This window comes from Frankia canadensis, from assembly GCF_900197875.1.
GTDB classification, from domain to species: domain Bacteria; phylum Actinomycetota; class Actinomycetes; order Frankiales; family Frankiaceae; genus Frankia; species Frankia canadensis.
Map to the genome: position 1 here is coordinate 1 of NZ_FZMO01000490.1, position 19115 is coordinate 19115.

Here is a 19115-nt window from a genome sequence, read left to right on the forward strand (position 1 = left end):
CCTCGCGGAACTCCGGGGAGAATTTCCTGCGACGTTCAGCCATGTGGCACACACTCCATTCCGTGCACAGTCTATTAGATCGACTGCCCGGAATTCTCGGGGCGCCTCAGAGCCAGGCACGGGCGATGGCAGGTGTGAGGGCGGCGGTGTGATCGGCTACCGAAGGATGCAGGATCGTGGCGGTCTCGAAGCCGGGGCGAAGGCAGCTGCGGAACGCCACCACGTGGATGGAACTGCTCACGACGTCCGGGCCGTTCCTGACCCTGCCGGTCGTCCGCCGGGTCTGGCCCGACGGGCTGACCGCCGTCCCGACCGCGACGCGGGCCCGTGCCCGCGTACTGGTCGCCGAGCTGCTCGTCAGCGGCGGCGGCACCCGCGACGCGGTCGTCCCCGCCGTCCTGCGTGAGCTGCTCGACTGGGGCGACCGGCTCGCCCTGGCCGGCGACATTCCCGACGCGATGGCTGTCCCCGTCGTCGAGCACCGCCAGGTTGTCCGCGCCGACTTCGCCTTTCGTGCCGTCGAGGGCACTGACGACTCGGCTGAGGACGACGAGGAGTTCGACGAGGACGCCAGCGACTCGGACGAGGAGCCTGCAGGGCCTGCTGGTGAGTGGCGGATGCTCGGGATGGTCGCGCCCTGGGGCGCGCACCCGCTGACCCGCCGGGCCGAGGGCGGCTGGGTCGCGAGTCCTGTCGAGCGGCTCGCCGTTCTGCTGCGCGCCCACAACGTCCCTGTCGGCCTGGTCACCGACGGCCGTTGTGGTGGTCGCTGGTCTGGGCGCCGGTCGGCGGCACGGTCGCCGCCGCGGTCTGGGATGCCAGCCTCTGGAGCGAGGAACCTGCCACCCTGGAGGCGTTCGTCGCCCTCCTGGAATCCCGCCGCTTCCTCGGCGTCTCCGACACGGACATGCTGCCGGCGCTGTTTCAGGAGAGCCTGCGCCGCCAGGAAGAGATCACCGAAGGGCTCGGCCGGCAGGTCCGCGAGGCCGTCGAACTGCTTGTCGACAAGCTCAACCGGCTCGACCGCGACTCCGGCCGCACCCTGCTCGCCGGCGTCAGCGACGAGGACTTCTATGCCGGCGTCGTCACCGTGATGATGCGCGTGGTTCGTCCTGCACAGTGCCCATCACGACCTTCGGTCCGATCCGGCTTCTTCGGCGAGAGCACGATCTTCCGAAGGTCGTCCCACGTCACGCAGACACGCCCACCCACCCCACAACACCAGCGGGTATCGCACAGCGTGACACCCCGCGGTTAAACGACAAGCTCAGGGTTGGTCGCCGGGCTTGATCGCAAGAACGGGTGGACGTTGGCGGAGCGTGCTGGTGAGGTCGGGACCGCGTCGGGTCTCTACTCGGACAGGTCCGCAGCCGTTAGAAGGGTCACGTCGACCGCCTCCCCCGCGTCGAGGGAGTCCGCCGCGTCGAGGGAAGCCGCGAGCCGCAGTGCGAGGCTGTCAATCATACCCATCAGTGTCTTGGAGACATGGCGCGCGTTGCCGAAGGTGGATCTCAGGACCGCCTTCGCGTACCTCTGGCTGATTGCCGGTAGGACGTCCGGGTCAAGGGCGAACCCTTCGTCCGTTGCCATTTTCACGAAGATCTTGACAAGCTCCTCTGATGTGTAGGGAGGAAAGTCGATGACCCGTGTGAACCGGTCCTGTAGACCTGGATTGCTCGCCAGGAAGGACGTCATCTTCTCCGGCGGTCCGGCTGCGACGACAATAAGTTCGTCGCCGAGGTCCTCCATGAGCTTCACAATCGTATCGATGGATTCCTGTCCGAAGTCCGACGCGGACTTCCCGGCGACCAGGGTGTACGCCTCGTCGATGAACAGCAGTCCGCCTCGGGCCCGCTCGAAGACCGCCCGGGTGCGCTCGGCGGTATGGCCGATCCACTGGCCGACCAGATCCGCCCGTGTCACCTCGACGAGCTGGCCCTGTGCGAGAACGCCCATGGCGGCGAGCACCTCGGCGTAGAGGCGGGCGGCCGTCGTCTTCCCGGTGCCCGGAGGACCGGAGAAGATCAGGTGATGGCTGCCCGCGACACCACCGGGAAGACCGAGGGCCCGACGGTGCGCGACCAGAGTGGCACGAGCGTGGACACGAGCGATTTCCCGCTTGAACGGGACCAGTCCCGGAAGCGAGCTCAGTTCCGCCATGATCGCCGTGAGCTGACCGTCATCGACACGGCGGGTACCAGCAGTGAGCACCGAGCGGCTGAAGTCGGGGTCGAGATCGGTGGGCAGGAGTTCGGACGCGGGGGCCTCTCGACCCTCGTAGACTTCCGCCATCGACCGGGAGATCGCCTGATCCCGCATCGTCTCGTAGGTCTTGCGCGCGGTCCGGCCGTTGGCGTCAGCACGGCGACCGGCGCCGTGCAGGAAGTACATCCGGACGGCATCGACGGCCTCAGGCGTGAGAGGGAATCCGCCGTCGCGGCCCAGTTTCTCGACGATCAGCGTTAGTTCTTCCGGGCGGTAGGCCGGGAAGTGCACGGTGCGGGAGAATCTTTCCTGCAGGCCCGGGTTGATCGCGAACACCCTAGCCAGCTCGCCCGTGTAGCCCGCGGCGATGACTATCACGTCGCCGCGGCGATCCTCCATCAGCTTGACCAGGGTGTGGATAACCTCGTGCCCGTAGTCGTTCCGCCCCGTCGCCTCGATGGCCAGGCTGTGGATCTCGTCGAGGAAGAGTACTCCTCCCTGGGCGCGTTCGAACGCCGCGACGACGCGCTGCGTGCTGGCGCCGAGGTGTTCCCCCACGAGAGTGTCGCGCGATACCTCCACCGCCACCGGCCGGTTGATCACCCCCATCTCGGCCGCGATCCGCGTGAAAATCCGGGCTACCGTCGTCTTACCGGTACCGGGAGGCCCGGCGAAGACGAGGTGCTGGGCCTCGATCGACAGGGTGCGCCGTCGCTCGCTCATCAGCCGGAAGTAGTGCATCTTCGTGAGGAGTGAGGCGACCTCCTGCTTGACGCCGTCCAGTCCGATGAGGGTGTCGAGCTCCGCATAGCTCGGGTAACGATCCAGGTCCGGCTTCACGGTTTGTCAAACTACTCCGAGGTGGCTGAGCCGGTCACTCGGCCCTCATGCGCATCCTACGGGGGCTGACGAACACGTGAACACTGAGTGATGATCTGCGGCGCATGGCATGGTGCCGGCGCGGATTCCCGCCGGAGGAGCGCTGACCTACTATTGGGTTCGACCGACACCTGACCACACATGGCATGCTCGCCGAGGGGACATGAGCCCAGACTTTCTCCAGACTCGTCTGCTGACGCAGCTCACCAGGGTGACGGGAAAGAAGGACCGTGCTCTCGGGATCGGCGCTCCGGATCGGCGGCGGGAGCTGCTCACCGCGGCTCTCGCGGAATGCGACACGATAGCGGCGCAACTCGCCGCTCCGGGGGCGCCCGCGCCGCTGGTGAAAGCGCCACTCCTTCGGCTCGACGGCGAGATCCGGGCCCATCTGGGTCACCTCGACCTCGCGATGCTCACGCTGGGACGGTCTGCGGCGCTGCTTCATACCGACGGTGTGCCGCTCTTCCCGGAGCCGGCCGCCGCAGCGTTCCTCCACCTGGGGAGGTGCTACCGCCAGCTGGGTGACGCGTCGACCGCGATCCGGATGTTCGAGGCGGCGGCCCGGACCACCAGGAGATCCAGGGACAGCCAGTATGTGGTCGCCCTGATGCTCACCTGCGTCGAGGCCGACCGCCGGCCGGAACTCGCTGCCTGTCTCGATGCGCTCGAGGTGAAGCCTGCCGTGTTGAAGCCGCCGGACCGGGCCGTCTACCGCCTCTGCGCCTACCTCGACGGGCGCGCGGACCTCTCGCTGCGGGAGCTGCGACGCCTGGAGAAGCAGTGCGCGGTCCGCCGCCCCGGAGATGCCGAGCGGTCGGTCCTGGCCGCCAGCGCCTATCTGCACCGGATGCGCTGGCATCCGGGCGACGCGGATGACGCGCTCGACTGCCTGCGGCGGGCCGCCGACGCCGCTGCTCTCGCCGCGCGTGGCTTCGACCCCTACACGGTCGCATGCGCGAGGAGGCTGGCAGCGGAGGGCCTCATGCTGGCCGGCAGGCGCGAGGAGGCGCTCGGGGCCGCGCTGGAGAGCTGGGCCGCTACCCAGCGCAATGCCGCTCGCACCTCGTCAGGTCGGCTGCGCGTCAGTGCCAGGGCGCTGGGAGACCGGGCGGTCGCCATCGCGCTCGACTGCGCCGCGAGCCAGCGGGACTGGCGGTTGCAGGCGGAGCTCCTGGCCACCCTCCACCTGGAACGGCAGCCCGGCCGGTCGGCGGCGCCGCGGGACGTGATCTGCGCGGCGGCGCCGCTGGGCCCTGAACTGGCCGGTCTCGACATCGTGAGCGTCGCCGCCCCCGATCTCTGCCTCGCGGCTCATCGCGACGTCGTCGACGCCTGGTCGGTACCCCCTGCCATTCCCCGAGTGTCCGTCGAGGGCCGCTGCGCTCTCGCTGACGCCGAGCGAGCATCAGGTGGTACCCACGGCGGACCGGACCGGTCCACGGTCGTCGGCCTGGAACAGCTGCACCGGCAGGTCGCGGGCGGGCGTCGTGAGACCTGCTGGTGGTTGTCCTGGGTGTCCGGCGCGTCGGTGTTCAGCACAGTCCTGCCCGACGGCCGCCCGCCCGCCGGTGAACGGGTCGATCTGGCCGACGACCAGGAGCTGCGGCACGCGCTGAGCGCGCTGGCCCACTGTGTCGGCATCACGCCGCTGACAACGAGCCAGGAGCCGCCGATCTCCACCAGGACGACGTTCACGTCCCTGCGCTCCCACGACAGTCTCGAGGAGCTTGAGGTGACCCGGCCTCTGGCAGCCCTGGTTCCGGCCACGCTTGTCACGCGGCTCACGGATGACGCGACCAGGCCGGTGCTGGATGTCCTCGCCTGCATCGCGCCGGAGCTTTCCGGCGTCCCCTGGCCCATCGTGCCGCTCCGCCCCGGCCCGCAGGCCACTCGCCTGGTCGAGCGGTGCACCCTGCGAGTCCTGGTGCCGACCGGCCCACAGGGCATCGCGGAGCCCGGACCGGGCGCGGAGTGGCGTGCGGGGGCCGGTCCGTTCCGGCGGGGCGGGCGCACCTCCTGCTCCGATCCCACCGGTCAACTCCGGTGGACCCCGGTGCTTGCCAGCGACATCTGCCCGGGGCGGCAGCCGCCGGCCGGGACACTCGGTGGTGCCTCGCCCGCCCGCTACATCCAGGTCGAGGAGTTCCTCGCCAGGTACCAGCCCGCGAGCCCCGGAACACTGCTGCTCCGAGGGGTCGCGCACTGGGACGGTCCGGACATGACCCGACATGGGTTGCGGTTCCCCGCGGGCGCCGTCCTGGAGGCACGCCGGTTCCGTGGCCCGACGTCCGATGCGGCCTGGCTGCGCTGTCCGGCCCACGTCCTGCTGTCCACCCGGCAGCCAGCGACCTTTCCGATCGTGCGCGGCGGCGAGTCGGTCCAGTATGCCGGCGCATTGCTGACGGCGGGCGCGCGTACGGTGGTGTTCACCGCCGCCGACGTGGCCGACAGCTCCTTCGCGCATGCCGTGGACCTCGATATCGAGGCGAACCTTGCCGACACCGAGGATCCGGCGCGATGGCTGCGTGATTATCAGCTCCGGCTTCTCCACCAGTGGCGGCATTTCTCCCTGACCATGGAGCACGAACCCGAGGACATTCGCAGCCCCCTGCCGCTCATCTGGGCCTACTACCAGGCGGCACAGGGAGTTGCGTGGCCACCCGAATCCTGACGGGTGCCCCGTGGTGGATGTCGGGTGGCGAACCCGGCCCGCCGCCTCACGCGCCGGCATGCACCAGGGACGCCCAGGCCCAAGGGCGATCGGGCATGGATTCCCGCAGACGTCGGGTGACCTCGTGCAGGGCACGCGCGGCGGGCAGCCGATCGCCCGGTTCGCCGGAGCCGCGCCCGGACAGCTCCCGGTAGAACGCCGTCGCGGCCATGGCCGCGACCTCGTCGCCGATTTCCCAGAGCGTGGCCACCGACTGCGCGTAGCCGGCCAACTGAAACGCGGACGCCGCATGGACGGCTTCGTCCGCCAGCCGGGCTCCACCGCGCGCCGTGCCGCAGGCGGACAGGTAGGCGAGCTCCGCGCCGTCGAGTTCGAACCGGGCGATCGCGCCGAGGTCGAGCGCGCCGTCCTGCAGGAGTAGGTGGCTCGCGTACGGATCTGCGGGATTGCTGCCGGCATGGCAGGCGAAGTGCGCGATGGCAGCGCCCGGCAGAGCGGCGCCGACGGCTGCGCGGGTGGCCTTCGACCCGACCAGCCTGGTAAGTCCGGCGGCACCGTCGAAGGCCCGGGCCTCCTGGACGGACTGGCGCAACGGGGGATGACCCGGAGTCTCCGGCATCGCGACGACAAGGACGGTGCGCGGCGAGGAGATCCGGTGCGCGCGGCTGTACATCAGTGCGCGCAGGGTCGGTGTGTAGGAGGACACCACCCGGTCGAGCACCGACCGGCCGGCCTGCCCGTGCTGGCCGGCAGCGTGCAGTGGGAGCCGGGTGAGCGCCCCGGTAGGCGACCACCACAGCCGTGGCCAGAGCGCGCCCTCCTCAGGCGGTCCTGTGAGGCCCAGCGCCGCGAGTACCGGCTCGGCGAGAACGTCCCACAGCCAGCCGAGAGTGTCGGTGATCACGTCGCTCGCCTGCCGCGCCAGCGGGCCGTCGCCGCCCTCCGCGACGATCGCGATCGCCTCGTGGAAGACTTCGGCCTGCTGCACGATGTCGGCGGCGCGCAGGCGCGGCAGCGCCACCCCGCGCACACCATCCACCGACAGCACCAGGGCGTCGCACCGCCGACCATGGACGTTGATGGTGACGACCGGGCCCTCCGCCGCCGCCGGCAGGAGATCGGGCAGGCCCAGCGGCAGCGGCAGCATGAATCGCTCGTACCCCGGCAGCTCGTTCAGCTCGGCTATCAGCGCACGCCATTCCTGGACGAGACCGCGGAAACGCTCGATGCCTTCCGGGGGTGCCATGGCAAAGTCCTGAAGCTGTGTCCGGCCCGCCCGCACGCGCTCCCGGACCTGGATGAACCTGGTGGCCAGGCGCGGATCGGCGCGGCGAAGGCTGCCCAGCTCGCGGCGGGTGTCGATGGCTCCGGACAGCAGGCGTGCCCGCCCCTCCTCCAGCGTCTCCAGAGCAGTGGGCACGTCGCCGCGGACGAGGGCGGACACCGCGCTGGTGGATGCCAGCCGCGCGGTGCTGCTTTCCGGAGTGTCCGTCTCCCCGGCCTGCATCCCCAGGTTGACGGGCCCGGCATGGAACGCCACCGCGCTCGTCCAGAGCATGAGCAGGACTCGGAGGGCCGGGTCGGCGGATACCAGGAGCGGCACGAGCCGGCGGGCGTGACCGAGAGCCTCCTGGTAGCTCGCCTCGTCCTGAAAGAGGAAGTAGTGCTGGAACAGGGCACTTGCCAGGGAACGGAGGACGTCGTGCTGCTCGGGGCTGTCCTCGGCGGTGTGCGCAAGCCGCTGCCGGCCCTCCCGGACCAGGCGCTCCAGCCGGGCGACGTCGTCGAACGGTAATCCCGCCGCGGTGCTCAGGGCGAGGACGGCCTCCAGGTCCGCCGTGGACAGTCCCATCTGCTCCTGGACAGCGGGCATGACGGACTCGGTCAGATCCCGCAGGATCGCGGCCAACTCGACCGAGCCTGCCAGCCGGTCCTCGCGGGGAACCTCGGTAGCTCCCAGTCGGACGAGTCGCAACAGCCCATGGCCCAGAGCGACGAACGGGCGCTCGGGATGGTCGGCGGGTATCTGGGCGCGGATCCCCTCGATGACTACCAGCAGCTCCTCGACATCCGTAAGATCAACCGGACCGAAGAGAGCCTCGTCGCCCGACGACTCCTCGTCCCCGGCCAGGTAGCGCTCGATCGCGTCGGCCCGCGCCTGCGGTGGCAGGCGGAGGACCCGGTCCGCCAACCAGCCGGACAGGATGCCCACGGCCTCGATCAGCCCTGCCTCGCCGCGATGGTTCAGGAGTTCCGCGACGGCACGCATGGTGCCCACATGGCTGCCCTGGCTGCCCGGGCCGTGCTCGGGGGCACCCGCGAGTCCGATGACCCTCAGGAAGGGCGCCAGCCCGCCCGCCGGCCCGTCGTCACCGGACAGCGCCGCACCGAGGGCGCTGGACATGAGGCCATCGATATACTCGAAGCCTGCCCGCACCTCGGGGTCGACGCCGGCGAGGGCGTCGTAGGGCAGCAGCAGCATCGCGTCTCCGACCATGTCCATGATGGCCTCCCGGTCGGTGCTCCCGTCGGGGACGGCGGAGGCGGCGAGGATGAGAACGGCGATGGCCTCCTGGACACCGTCCGGGTCCGCACGCAGGAGGTGCCGGGCCTGCAGGGCCGCGGCGAGCCCGAGGAGTCGACGGGGTGTCTCCGGGGCCTCTCGCGGGGTGAGGCCGATGGAGCGCCGCAGTGCCGTCACGGCCTCGTCGGCAGCGGCCCACCGCTCGTCGGTCGCCGGCCCCGCCGCGTCCTCGGTGCTGGTCAGCCAGAGGATCAGCGTGGTTCCCAGGTCGGCGAGCATCGAGGCGAGGGCGCCATCGAGGTCGGGTGCGGCGCCCACCGCGGTGCGCAGCAGGTCGATCGTTTCGGCCAGCGGGCCCAGGTCGTCCGTCGACAGGGCGCGACCTCGCAGGGCGAGGGCGATCCCGTGAGCGGCGTGAGCGTGGAGGGGGTCGTCGGGCGCGGTGGTGTCCATAGCCTCCCGCAACGAGGAGATCGCCTCGTCGGTGATGGGCACCGCGAGACCAGCGCGCGGTCCTGCCTCGCGCTCGGCGCTCGCCATCAGGACGAACCCGAGACCGTGCAGCGCCGTCGGCCGCAGGCGATGGCCGGCCGGGAGATCATGCACCGCCGCGCGCAGCACCAGGATCGCCGAGCGTCCAGCGGCGACGTCTCCAAAGCGGACGAGACGGTCCACGAGCAGCGTCGCGAGCTCGACCCGCGACGCGGCATAGGCCACCGTCGTGCTCGTACCCTCTGGTGGCCGACCCGAGTTCGGCAGTGCCGATGCGAGGGCGGCGCGGACCGTTTCCGGCAGCATGTCCGGCTGGTTCCAGTAAAGCGGCAGCAGGAGCCGGAGGCCGACGAGCTCATCGGAACGCTGGTCCTGCGAGGGCGGCGCGGTGGACCTGCCCAGGAGCACGCATCCGACGAGGTACTGCACCTGGGGATCCAGCGGGTCCGGGCCGGCCGGGGTGGCGAGAAAGCCGAGCAGGTGGTTGGCCTCCTCAAGGGCCTGGGACTCCAGGAGGGCGGCGGGGTCGCCGTCGCGCTGGGCCCGGCGCAGTCTGGCCGTCAACGCCGCAGTCAGATTGTCGCGCATCCCCGCCATCCCTTCGCCGCGGGACGCCGTCGCCTCGGCACCGTCCCCGTGAGCGGCGCCATCACGCGCCCTTGCGGAACATCTCGGTGAGCGCCGCGCCGCGGCCCGGCCTGATAGGCCTGGTCTCCTCGTCGAAGCGGTCAAGCAACTCGGCGTGGTGGACGTCCACCGCCGCCTCCACGAGCTCGGCGTAGGCGGCGGCGGTCATCCCGCACCGGCGCCAGGCCGCGATGCCCGTCGCGATGCCGACCAGCGTGCTCGGCCACCACACCACGCCCAGCGCCGTGTAGAGGACCGCCCAGCCGCCCGCGACGGTCGCTTCGTCGAGGTGCTGCCGCGCCTCGGTGAGAGGTGTCCTGGTGGACTCGGGGAGAAGCAGCCACAGCCGCGGCCAGGCGACACCGAGGTCGAGCGCGTACTGCAGATACACCCGGGTTGCGGCGGCGAGCAGGCGGTCGCCGGTCCTCGTCGGCCGGCGCGGCGCGACAAGCCCGATCCGGTTGCGTACCGCGGCCAGTTCGCCGAGCCGCTCCGCTCCCTCGCCCGCCGCCCTGGCCTGCTCATACGCCTCGTCGCACCGCTCCCAGGCCCGCCGGCGCCGACCCGTGGCCCTGGTGGCCAGCGGCCGCAGGAGGCCAGGCCACCTGCCGAGCAGGAACACCTCCCACACACGGCCCACGGCCCGGGCGAGCACGGAGGCCCCGACCGACACCGCCGCCACACCCAGAAGCAGCGTCGCGGTCCGCGTCGAGCCCGCCCCCGCGTGCGCCGCCGCGCCGGCCTGGGGAAACTCCGCCAGCCGCCGCCACAACAACCCGGTGTCGGCCCAGTGGCGCTGGCGTACCGTCGCTGCCACCGTCAGGGCGGCGGTGAACACAAGGCCCGGTAAAAGAACCAGCGCCGCCGAACGTTCGGCGATCCTTCTGCCGAACTCTCCGAGGACCTCGTACACTCCGCCGTCAACCCCGATTCGCCCTTGATTTACCTGTCTGCGACGAAACGCAGCGACCGCTCATGAATATCGCAGTTCGGCAGGGCGGCGCCCGCCTCGCGGTACGCGACCCTCGCGCAGGCTCCCCGCGGGCACACGTAGAGGCCGGTGACGCGTCTGTGACCGGCGTCGACAGGCGGGGGTAACGAGGTGCGGGAAGGGTCTGGATCCTCCTCGCCCGCAGGCGATGAGTAGCCCCAGCGAGTCAGGATCTCGCCAGGTGGTTCGCCTCGCCGCAGTGCGGCGAGGTCCTGCGCGAGGCGAGCCAGGCGGTCCACGGATGCCGGAGCGCGCAGTATCCGCCGCTGTCGGGGCAGGTCCAAGCAAAAGCGCGCGAGCGCCTCCTCAACGGATGCAGTCGCCACGTACACGAATCTATCGGATGGGCATCGGGTAACGCGGTGGGGTTGTTCGCAGGGCCGCAGCGAGATCGCGCGAAGTAGCCGTCCGTCACTCAAAGTGGTCGCGACCCACATGACGCCGAGCGGTCGGCGGCACCGGAAGCGCTTTAAGCCACAAGGTTTTGTTGATCTTCCGCAATCGGACGGCGATACCTGGACGAGTGCCGTGAGTACTTCGATCAACTCGGACTGTTATCTCGCCGCACCCCTGGAGCGCACCACCGACTTGTCTGCCACGCCAGGGCCGGCGGCCCAGCTCCCCAATCGGGAAACCGGGTCCCCGGTACCTCATGATCATTGTGGGCACGGAGTGGGCACGGACGGCGCGGTCAGACGCGTCCCTCCCCGGCACGTTCCGGCACTACAGATCGTGAAACACGCTGGTGGAAGGGCATATCCGGCATCATTCGGCATCATTCGACATGTGATCAATCCGGCTTTTAACCGGTGCGTTCAGGGTTCGAGTCCCTGACGGCCCACTCATTTTCTGATCAGCCTCTGACCTGGGTGAATCGGACAGGCTGTGACCGCTCTCCTCGACGAAGGCCCCAGCCTGGGGCGGCCACTTGTTGACCGGATCAAGGGCTCACGACTCCACAACCTCAAGGAGCTCAGGCCCGCCTCAAGCGGAGCCAGTGAGGTCCGCATCCTGTTCGTCTTCGACCCGGCGCGTCGCGCGGTCCTGCTCGTTGCCGGAGACAAGGCCGGACAGTGGTCAGCCTGGTACGAAAGGGCGATCCCACTCGCCGAAGCCCGCTACGCCCACCACCTCAAGGAGCGTGACGCATGAGCCCTGCCCACGAGTACGACAAGGACGGGTTCCTCGCCGAGTTCTTCCCCGACGAGCCCGACCGCCGCGAGGTCGAGGCGGGGGCGGCGCGGCTCGTGGCGGAGAACCGCGCTCATCGGCTCGCCGAGATGCGCCGGCGTCTGGGCCTCACCCAGGCAGACGTCGCCGACCGCATGCACGTTCGACAGGAACGCGTCTCCGCCATCGAGCGGGCCAACGTCGACGCCAGCGAGCTGCGCACCCTCGCCGCCTATGTCAAGGCGCTCGGTGGGCATCTTGAGATCATCGCGGACTTTGGTGGGGAACGGCTCGTTGTCGGCTAAAGGTATCGGCCCTGGCGTCGCCGCAGCCACGATCACGGTCGGTAGATACACCAGGGGTCACCGAATCCACCAGGTACGCGGAACGCTCGTTCGATCCGATGCGAGGTGGTCCCCGTCCGCCTCGACCTCGAACCGCGCGCCGCGCTCACCGCCCCGCGCGGCCAGGCCGAGCACACCAACGCCAGCGACGTCATCCGTCAGGCTCTCCGCACATGGCTCGACGTCGCCCGACCGGATCGGGTCAGATCGCGCTCGGTGCGACCTCGTGGCGCATCACCTCTCGGCCACCGTGCCGTCCTCGGTGACCTCCGGTGGCAACGCCCCAAACTCCCGCACCTGGCGCAGGAACTCCTCGTCCGACAGCTGGTCGACGGCTACCTCACCACCGCGGTGCGCGGCCGTGGACCAGCCCGAGACGGCGAGCAGACGCGGGGCGGGGCCGCGTCGCTGCCCAGGAGACGGTCGTCTGAGGCAGCGGGTCCTGCGGCCGAGTCTGACCGTGGGCGAGGTGGAGACGCCTGGGCATCGGGGTGCCGCATACGGTGCATATGATCGCCGGGCTGCTGCCCAGTGAGTGCGTGGGATTGGCGCGGTGATCAGGGGGGAGTCGCACTGGGCGGTGGATGCGTTGGATGGCCGTCGACGTCGGCTACCGCCGCCGCGGTGTCGGCGTGCTGGCCCGACGCAGATCCCGGCCGGCATCACAGGCGGCGTAGTCCTGCACGACCCGTTCGATCTGCTCACCGCGCGGCGCCGGGCATGGCACCCCAACGACATCCGCCCCCATGCCCTGGCCTCCGGCTGGCGGCGGGTCAGTCAGGAAGAACCACCAATCGGCCGCCGCTCGACGACGCCTTCTCATGAACGGACCCAATTCGGCGACCCAACCTTGCAGTAGGCGGCCTACCCAGGTGCCAGCCCCTGCATGTCGCTCTCATCCGAGGCCCGCTACCGAATCGTTGATCTTGCCGTTAGACTTCGCAAGGATGCTTGGCGGGTGGTAGAAGGGGGCGGAGAATGATGGACTTCATTCCCGGTGTCGGCGCCGGCTCGCTACTGCGGTCGGAGCTGCTTGCCGACGGCCGATCGACCCGGATCGGTGCGATTCACCAGATCGACTACGGCCAAGCCGTCGTGCTGACCCACGACCGTTGGAAATTCGACGCCGGGGGCATTCCGCGACCCGTTTCCTTACCCGGTCCATCAACGCGCCGTGGTTGATCTCGCCGAGTTGCTGACCAGCGTCTTTGCTGCCGCGGCGACCGCGCCTGAGCCGGCCGTCCTCGGCGGTGTCGGCCGGCTCAGTCGCGAAGGTGCGGATCCTGGCACTCCAGCAGCGCTGCCGCACCCGACCGCGCCACACAACGCCGCCCGCCCCTGAAGCCAGGCCGCTGATTCCAAGAAACGGATGTCGCCGCCCGCGCCGGTATTCGTCGGCGCGGACGGCACCGGGTTTAGTGGCCCACGAGTTCGTAGATGAGGGTTGAGACGCTTCCGGTGAATCCGGTGGTGCCGATGTAGATCGCCTTGATCTGGTGGAGGCCAGCGTTCAGGGCGGAGGTGACGAACTCCGCCTGGCCCTTGTTGTCGAGGGCAACGACGTCGATGAGCGCGTGCCCGTCAGTGAATGCGACCAGGCCGGCGGGGACGGTCGTGCCGGTGCCCGCTGACACGACGGCGGTGAAGGTGACGGAGTGCCCCGTCGGCGCGGGGTTCAGCGAGGATGTCAGGTTGGTGGTGGTGCTGACGGGTCCCTGGACGCCGATCGGGCGGGTGATCGTGTCGGTGTCCAGGGTGACGGCGCCGTTGCGGGCCAGGATCCTGCCGTCAACCGCGACGCCGGTGGTGACGGTGATGGAGGTCAGAGCGAGGACGTTGCCGCTGAGAATGGAGTAGGTGCCGAGGGTCGCGGAGCTACCGACGACCCAGAAGACGTTGGAGGCCTGGGCACCGTTGACCAGCTTCACGTTGCTTGCGGACGCTGTGATGAGGGTGGAGGCCGCCTTGAAGATGAAGACGGCGTTCGGGTCGCCCTGAGCGTCAAGGGTCAACGTTCCGGTGATCCCGAATGTGCCCGCAGGGGAGTCGTATACACCCGAAGTTTCGGTGGTTCCGCCAAGTTCCACCGGGATGGTGGCGGTGGTCGGGATCGTGGCGGCGGCGTCGAAGGCGGTGCCCAGGTCGTTTTTGGCCTGCAGCGCGGCGCTGTCGGCTTTGTGGGTTGCCCCGGTCACCTGCCCCGGCGGAAACCCGGTAACGGCGGTACCTGGGCTCAGTCCGAGATCGCCATCCACCTTGGTGGTTCCGGTGTTGGTGATTGTCGACCCGGCGAGAACCGCGTAGCTCGCGGCGGCGCCGAGTGAGACGGTCGGGGTGGCCGCGCTGGCGGCCGAGGCTCCGACCAGCCCGATCGCCCCAATCAGGACGGTGGTCGTACCGACCACGGAGAATGCGCGGATCAGCTGGGATCTGACCCGGTTTCTGTCGATGGAGCCAGTGGGAAGGCTAGCCGCGATCATGAGATTCCCTCGGGGTCAATGCGTGGTCGAACGGCTCGACCGCTAGATATCTCATAGTAGCGATATGACTACCTAAGGTAGTGTAGGTGGCTGGTCAATCGACGAGTCTTCCGTCCGTACCTCCGCTTGATCTGGCGCCCGTTCCCGACCGGCTGGCATCCCGGCCGGTCGTATCGTCGACAACGGCCGTCATCCTGTCCGGATCTGACACCGTGTAGGGCGAGGAGCTCGTAGAGGACGGAGAGCCTGTCGTTGGCACCAGGCGGCGAAGAACGAGGCCGGTCTCGACCACTTCCAGGTCCGGATGTACCACGCCTGGTACCGGCACATCACCCTGGCGATGCTCGCTCATGCCTGGCTCTCGGTCACCGCGGCGAAGACCCGTGTCGGGCGTGGTGCCGTAACGCGGCGGCGATGTTGGTGACCCCTACCTGCCGACCAGAGCACCCACACGCCGATCATTATCCGAACGTCATCACTCCGCGCGCCCGCTCACATTGCAGACCCGTGGCGAAGCCACCCAACAGCTCCCCATCCCGAGCCGCCTGCACCAAACCGCTTAAATCCGCGGCATTGGTCCCGGACGGTGGGCAGGCCGCCACAATGGCATCCCGAGCGACGCCACAACACAAACAGATCTCTCTCCGGGATGCCATGGAATTCGGCGTATCGATCGCGTCCGGAACCTTTCTTCGCGGGACGAGCGAGTGGCTGCCTGCTGTGCCACCACGGCGCCTCTTGTCGGGACACTGACGAGATGGCGACCGAAGCCGGGAAACGCCGACCGGGAACTGCCAGAGCAGCAAGGTGTGCCGCAGATACCCTGGCAACGCTGATTGGTGAGTGAAGGTGGCCGTGCCCGGCGTCCGGCGGAGCTCCGAAAGCCGGAGGGTGGATGGCCATGAATGTCCTGAGCGCAGCGGACGGTGTGCTCGCTGCGCGCTTTTCACCGGTATCCGACCTCGTACCGATGACCGCGGTCACGAATCCTGCGTGTACCCGGGCACCCGCACCGGACCATGCGCCGGACCACCCAAATCCTCTCCGGGGCAGCGGGCTCCGGGAGTGCCCGCGGGTCGTCGCCACACGGGCGACGGCGCTCGGGCAGCGTAACTGACACGGAAGGATGGAACGCGATGCCCATGTATCTCGACCTGGGACGAAGAAACAAATCGTGGAAACGCGGGGGTGGGTGGCCGGTCATCGCCAGGTTGATGACCATTGGGGCGGTGCTGGCCGGTGCACTGGTGGTGTCGGGTGGGACTGCTTCGGCGGCGACCCTCACCGACGTGGCCTGGTCGGTCGACAACAACGTCACGGGCGCGACCGGGGTGACCTACACCTGGAGCTTCACAACCCTGACTGCGGGAACCATCGCGTCGGTGACGTTCACCGTCCCGGCAGGCACGACCGGCACGCCGACGGTCACGAACGTCTTCGGGCTCGGTGCCGGAACCGTCGCCCTGGCCTCGGACACCGTGACCTACACGGTGACCACCCCGGCTGCGGTTCCCGTCGGCACGCCCATCTTCGTCCAGTTCGGCGGGTTCACCAACACGACCACGCCCAGCCCGCCACCTGTCACCTCGACGGTGGAGACGCGGGCCGCCGGACCCGCGACGATCGACACCGGCACCAGCGGGAACGTGAACTTCGGTGACTCGAACACCGCGGTGACCATCCTGCTCGGCCGCTCGCTGATCTTCACGAACGACACCCCCGCATTCACCCTGCAGCCGGTCCCCGGTACCCCAGCAGGCCCGGTCGCCGCCAAGACAGTCACCCTGACCGTACAGACGAACGCCGGCAACGGCTACACGCTGGCCGCGGCCCTGGCTCCAAACCCGACGTTTGTGGCGGAAGAAAGTACCGCCGGGTCCGCCACGTTGACCGTGAACAAGTTCGCCGCTCAGGCCACCTTGACCCCGAGCTCCAGCTCCGGCGCGGCTCTCAGTACCCCGTACACCTCAAGCAAATATGTCGGATACGACCCGACCACGCCACAAACAATTGTGACGGCAACCGCCGGAACCAACGGTGGTCTCGACACGCTCGCCCTCAACAACCAGATCAAGGTGGACTTCAGCCAGCCTTCCGGCGCCTTCCACGGAATCATCACATACACGGTTACACCCTCCTACACCTAAAATAGCAGTCAGCATACGACAAGTTCCGGTCGGCCATGCCGGCGGGTGTGCCTGACCGAACAGGTCGGGCACACCCCTATTTTGGTACCTGTTCAGCAGGCAGACCGACAAAACCCATCGCAGGGGCGTGACCATCTTGATCGGAACGTCAGAAATAATGGCCAGACCGGAAGGAAACACAACCTACTGCACAAATAATGTTATACCAGAGAACGTCGATCAATCCGCTAGCCTGGATGTTTGACCTGCGCCCCCTTCTCGGCGGCTGCCTCCTTGCGTCGTAATAAATTGCGGGCAAGATTGGGGCGGGCGAGATTGGGGGACTGGAGAATGTGGCGTGACACGCATACGGCACCACCACGGCCGGATCCGAGCCGCCGCGACGGCCGCCGCCATGGCGACGGTGGTCCTCGGCATCGGCGTACCAGCCCGCGCGCAGGCCGCCCCGCCCGGCGCAACGGCAGCACCGCGCAGTCCACGGCTACAGGTGACCTTCGACCCGCCGGGCATGCCAACACTGGCGGTTCCCGGCCAAACCGCCCTCGCTCACTTCCTGGTCACCAACCCAGGACACGATGCCGTCCCGGTCGGGATCGGCCCAGCCATGCCGATCCCGGGCAACAACGGCCAGTTGGTCTTCGAGGACTCACCGGACCCCCGCTTCGGTTCCGGCGTCTCCTGGTCCCCGTCCCGGTTCGTCGCCAGCCCCGGCTCGACGACATCGATAGACGTGAAGGTCGCCGTCCCTCCCGCCATGGCGCCCGGTGGCTATCTGCTCGGCTTCCTCGTTCGACCCTTGGTCGGTGGCCCCGGGGTCACGGTGCTCAACCAGCTGGGTGCGCTGGTCACGCTGCGGGTCCCCGGTGACACCCACGAACATGCCAGCGTGCGTCTTAAGGACCTCGGCCGGCGGCTGCCGGTGCTGGGCCACGCGCAACTCGCCACCCGCGGGAACGTGACGCTACGCGTCACGAACGACGGCCCGTCCAGTCTGTTCGCCTTCAACGAGGTGACCGCGGACCTGCGCCCGACCGGTATCGGCCACGCCGTCCTGCGCGGGCACACCCCGCGCCTCGACAACAACCGGCGGCAACCTCCGCAGCTGTTCATGCCTGGCAAATGGGCCGACCAGGAGATCTCCTGGGGTGCCTTCCCGCTCGGCCTCGGCCAGACCCGACTCGCCGCAGTCGTGTCTTACCACGCGGACCCGTCCACAACCCGGTCCATCACGGTAACGGCCAACGTCTGGGTCGTCTCACCCTGGTGCCTGTTGGCCATCGTCGGCTGGCTGGCACTGCTACTCGTCACATCCTCCGTGCAGGCACGCCGGCTCACCCGCGGCAGCCACCGCCAGCGGCGCGCTCCCGTCGTACGAGCCGCTCGGGCCGTGACAACCACCGTCCTCGGCCTGTTCGCCGTCGCGATGGTCGGGTTCGGTGACCTGCTCATCTACGGCATACTGGTCGCCGCAGGCACGCTCGGCGTAGCGGCGGCTGCCGTCCGGCCTCGCGGTCGGCTCTCGACGGCCGCCGCCGGGCACCGCCTCCGGATTGGCGCTCTGGCGCTCGCGGCAACCGGAACCATCGCCGGAGGGTTCGCCGTCGTGACGGTCGCACAAGGTCACCCGCCCGCAGTCGCCTGGGGCGTCTTCGCCGCGGTAGCCACCTGGGTCCTCCTGGTACGCGGGCTGCTGCACCGATTCGGGAGAACGCGGGTCATCGTGAGCGGCGGACGAGCCGGCGACAACACCACGATCGCCCCCAGGCCGGCCTGAGCCGAGCCACTCACCGCGCCGTGGTCGCCTCGGATCCGGGCTATGCGTCCTGGTGGGTTTCCTCGTCGAGGCCGGGGCCCGGCGCCACCGCCCACTGGTCGTCAGGGCGGGGTCGTGCCCGTCTGCGAGACGACCATCGACGCCTCGCGACAATGCCGACGAGCAGCGCCGCGACGACACCCGCACCGACGTACAACGTCACGAGCCATCCAGGCGGACCGCCGGCGGCATGGGAGCCCGCGCCCGATGCTCCCGCGGCCCCGCCCGCGGGCAGCCGGTCGGAATCGGCGGCGCAGACGATCGGTCTGGAGTCGCCGTGCGCCGTCGCGCACGCCACGGAGGCAAGCCGTAGCTGGCCGGGCGGCAGCTTCGCCACCTCCCCGTGGACGACAACCGCGGTGTCCCGCCCGGCCGCCAGATCCGTGTGCCAGGTGACTGTCCCGGCGCTGATGACACCGTCGCGATCGGCCGAACCGAATCGCACGCCGGCAGGAAGCGTCTGGGTGACAACCAGGTCGTCGGCGTCAACGGTGCCGATATTGCGAATCTTCACTGTGTAGGTGACGCGGTCCCCCACAGCGACACTGGTATGCCCGTCATCGATCCCGATCGCCAGGTCCACGCCCGCCGCGTCTTCGTCCGGCGGCGATGGCGCGTCAGCCGCGAGGGCGGGAACGGACGTCGCAAGCATGCCGAAGGTGAACAGGGGCCCGCCGAGCAGCGCGGCGGCGAGGACCACACCTGCGCGTACCTTCCTGAGGCACAGGACGCTCATCTCAGTCTCTTTCCGATCGGCCTGTCAGCGGTGGAA

14 protein-coding genes are annotated in these 19115 nt (G+C 69.2%); 8 read left to right on the forward strand and 6 right to left on the reverse strand.

What is annotated here, in order from left to right; translation table 11 throughout:
* Window positions 1-106: 106 nt before the first annotated feature.
* Window positions 107-241, reverse strand: coding sequence for a hypothetical protein (locus C1A33_RS37615; RefSeq protein WP_279354704.1), 135 nt, complete (start codon window positions 239-241; stop codon window positions 107-109).
* A gap of 516 nt (window positions 242-757) precedes the next feature.
* Between C1A33_RS37615 and C1A33_RS26645 the strand changes: the two genes are divergently transcribed.
* The gene (locus C1A33_RS26645; RefSeq protein WP_101834348.1) at window positions 758-1258 is read left to right on the forward strand and encodes a hypothetical protein; all 501 of its coding nucleotides are present in this window, start codon (window positions 758-760) and stop codon (window positions 1256-1258) included.
* 92 nt (window positions 1259-1350) lie between these two features.
* Here C1A33_RS26645 and C1A33_RS26650 read toward each other — a convergent pair whose 3' ends face one another.
* On the reverse strand, window positions 1351-3045 hold the full coding sequence (locus C1A33_RS26650; RefSeq protein ID WP_101834350.1) for an AAA family ATPase: 1695 nt from the start codon (window positions 3043-3045) through the stop codon (window positions 1351-1353).
* Between the two features lie 202 nt (window positions 3046-3247).
* On the opposite strand from C1A33_RS26650, the gene C1A33_RS26655 reads away from it, so the two are divergent.
* On the forward strand, window positions 3248-5755 hold the full coding sequence (locus tag C1A33_RS26655) for an ATP-binding protein (protein WP_101834352.1): 2508 nt from the start codon (window positions 3248-3250) through the stop codon (window positions 5753-5755).
* A 46-nt stretch (window positions 5756-5801) separates the two neighbouring features.
* Here the strand turns inward: C1A33_RS26655 and C1A33_RS26660 are convergent, their stop codons facing one another.
* Together C1A33_RS26660 and C1A33_RS26665 are read right to left on the reverse strand one after the other, a co-directional pair.
* Entirely contained in the window at window positions 5802-9359 is a 3558-nt protein-coding gene (locus tag C1A33_RS26660) for a CHAT domain-containing protein (RefSeq protein ID WP_101834354.1), read from the reverse strand.
* A gap of 61 nt (window positions 9360-9420) precedes the next feature.
* Window positions 9421-10311 (reverse strand): hypothetical protein, encoded by an 891-nt coding sequence (locus C1A33_RS26665; RefSeq protein ID WP_101834356.1) that lies wholly within the window; start codon window positions 10309-10311, stop codon window positions 9421-9423.
* Between the two features lie 963 nt (window positions 10312-11274).
* Between C1A33_RS26665 and C1A33_RS26670 the strand changes: the two genes are divergently transcribed.
* The 4 genes from C1A33_RS26670 (at window position 11275) to C1A33_RS26690 (ending at window position 13085) form a co-directional block, all read left to right on the forward strand.
* Window positions 11275-11541, forward strand: a complete 267-nt coding sequence (locus tag C1A33_RS26670) for a type II toxin-antitoxin system RelE/ParE family toxin (protein ID WP_341477269.1) — start codon at window positions 11275-11277, stop codon at window positions 11539-11541.
* The gene (locus tag C1A33_RS26675; protein ID WP_101834358.1) at window positions 11538-11864 is read left to right on the forward strand and encodes a helix-turn-helix domain-containing protein; all 327 of its coding nucleotides are present in this window, start codon (window positions 11538-11540) and stop codon (window positions 11862-11864) included. The genes C1A33_RS26670 and C1A33_RS26675 overlap by 4 nt, the downstream gene beginning before the upstream one ends.
* Window positions 11865-12483: 619 nt before the next feature.
* Entirely contained in the window at window positions 12484-12762 is a 279-nt protein-coding gene (locus tag C1A33_RS38450; protein WP_480014755.1) for a DUF4037 domain-containing protein, read from the forward strand.
* Window positions 12763-12881: 119 nt separating this feature from the next.
* Window positions 12882-13085 carry a hypothetical protein gene (locus C1A33_RS26690; RefSeq protein ID WP_101834362.1) on the forward strand — a complete coding sequence of 68 codons (204 nt, stop codon included), beginning with the start codon at window positions 12882-12884 and terminating at the stop codon, window positions 13083-13085.
* A gap of 233 nt (window positions 13086-13318) precedes the next feature.
* On the opposite strand, the gene C1A33_RS26695 is transcribed toward C1A33_RS26690, so the two are convergent.
* Window positions 13319-14308 (reverse strand): ice-binding family protein, encoded by a 990-nt coding sequence (locus tag C1A33_RS26695; protein WP_207770520.1) that lies wholly within the window; start codon window positions 14306-14308, stop codon window positions 13319-13321.
* 1304 nt (window positions 14309-15612) lie between these two features.
* Here C1A33_RS26695 and C1A33_RS26705 point away from each other — a divergent pair.
* Together C1A33_RS26705 and C1A33_RS26710 are read left to right on the forward strand one after the other, a co-directional pair.
* Window positions 15613-16530 (forward strand): hypothetical protein, encoded by a 918-nt coding sequence (locus tag C1A33_RS26705; protein WP_101834366.1) that lies wholly within the window; start codon window positions 15613-15615, stop codon window positions 16528-16530.
* A gap of 337 nt (window positions 16531-16867) precedes the next feature.
* On the forward strand, window positions 16868-18304 hold the full coding sequence (locus tag C1A33_RS26710; protein ID WP_133150845.1) for a hypothetical protein: 1437 nt from the start codon (window positions 16868-16870) through the stop codon (window positions 18302-18304).
* A 40-nt stretch (window positions 18305-18344) separates the two neighbouring features.
* On the opposite strand, the gene C1A33_RS26715 is transcribed toward C1A33_RS26710, so the two are convergent.
* Complete coding sequence (locus tag C1A33_RS26715) at window positions 18345-19079, reverse strand: DUF11 domain-containing protein (protein WP_101834370.1); 735 nt, start codon at window positions 19077-19079, stop codon at window positions 18345-18347.
* Window positions 19080-19115 lie beyond the last annotated feature (36 nt).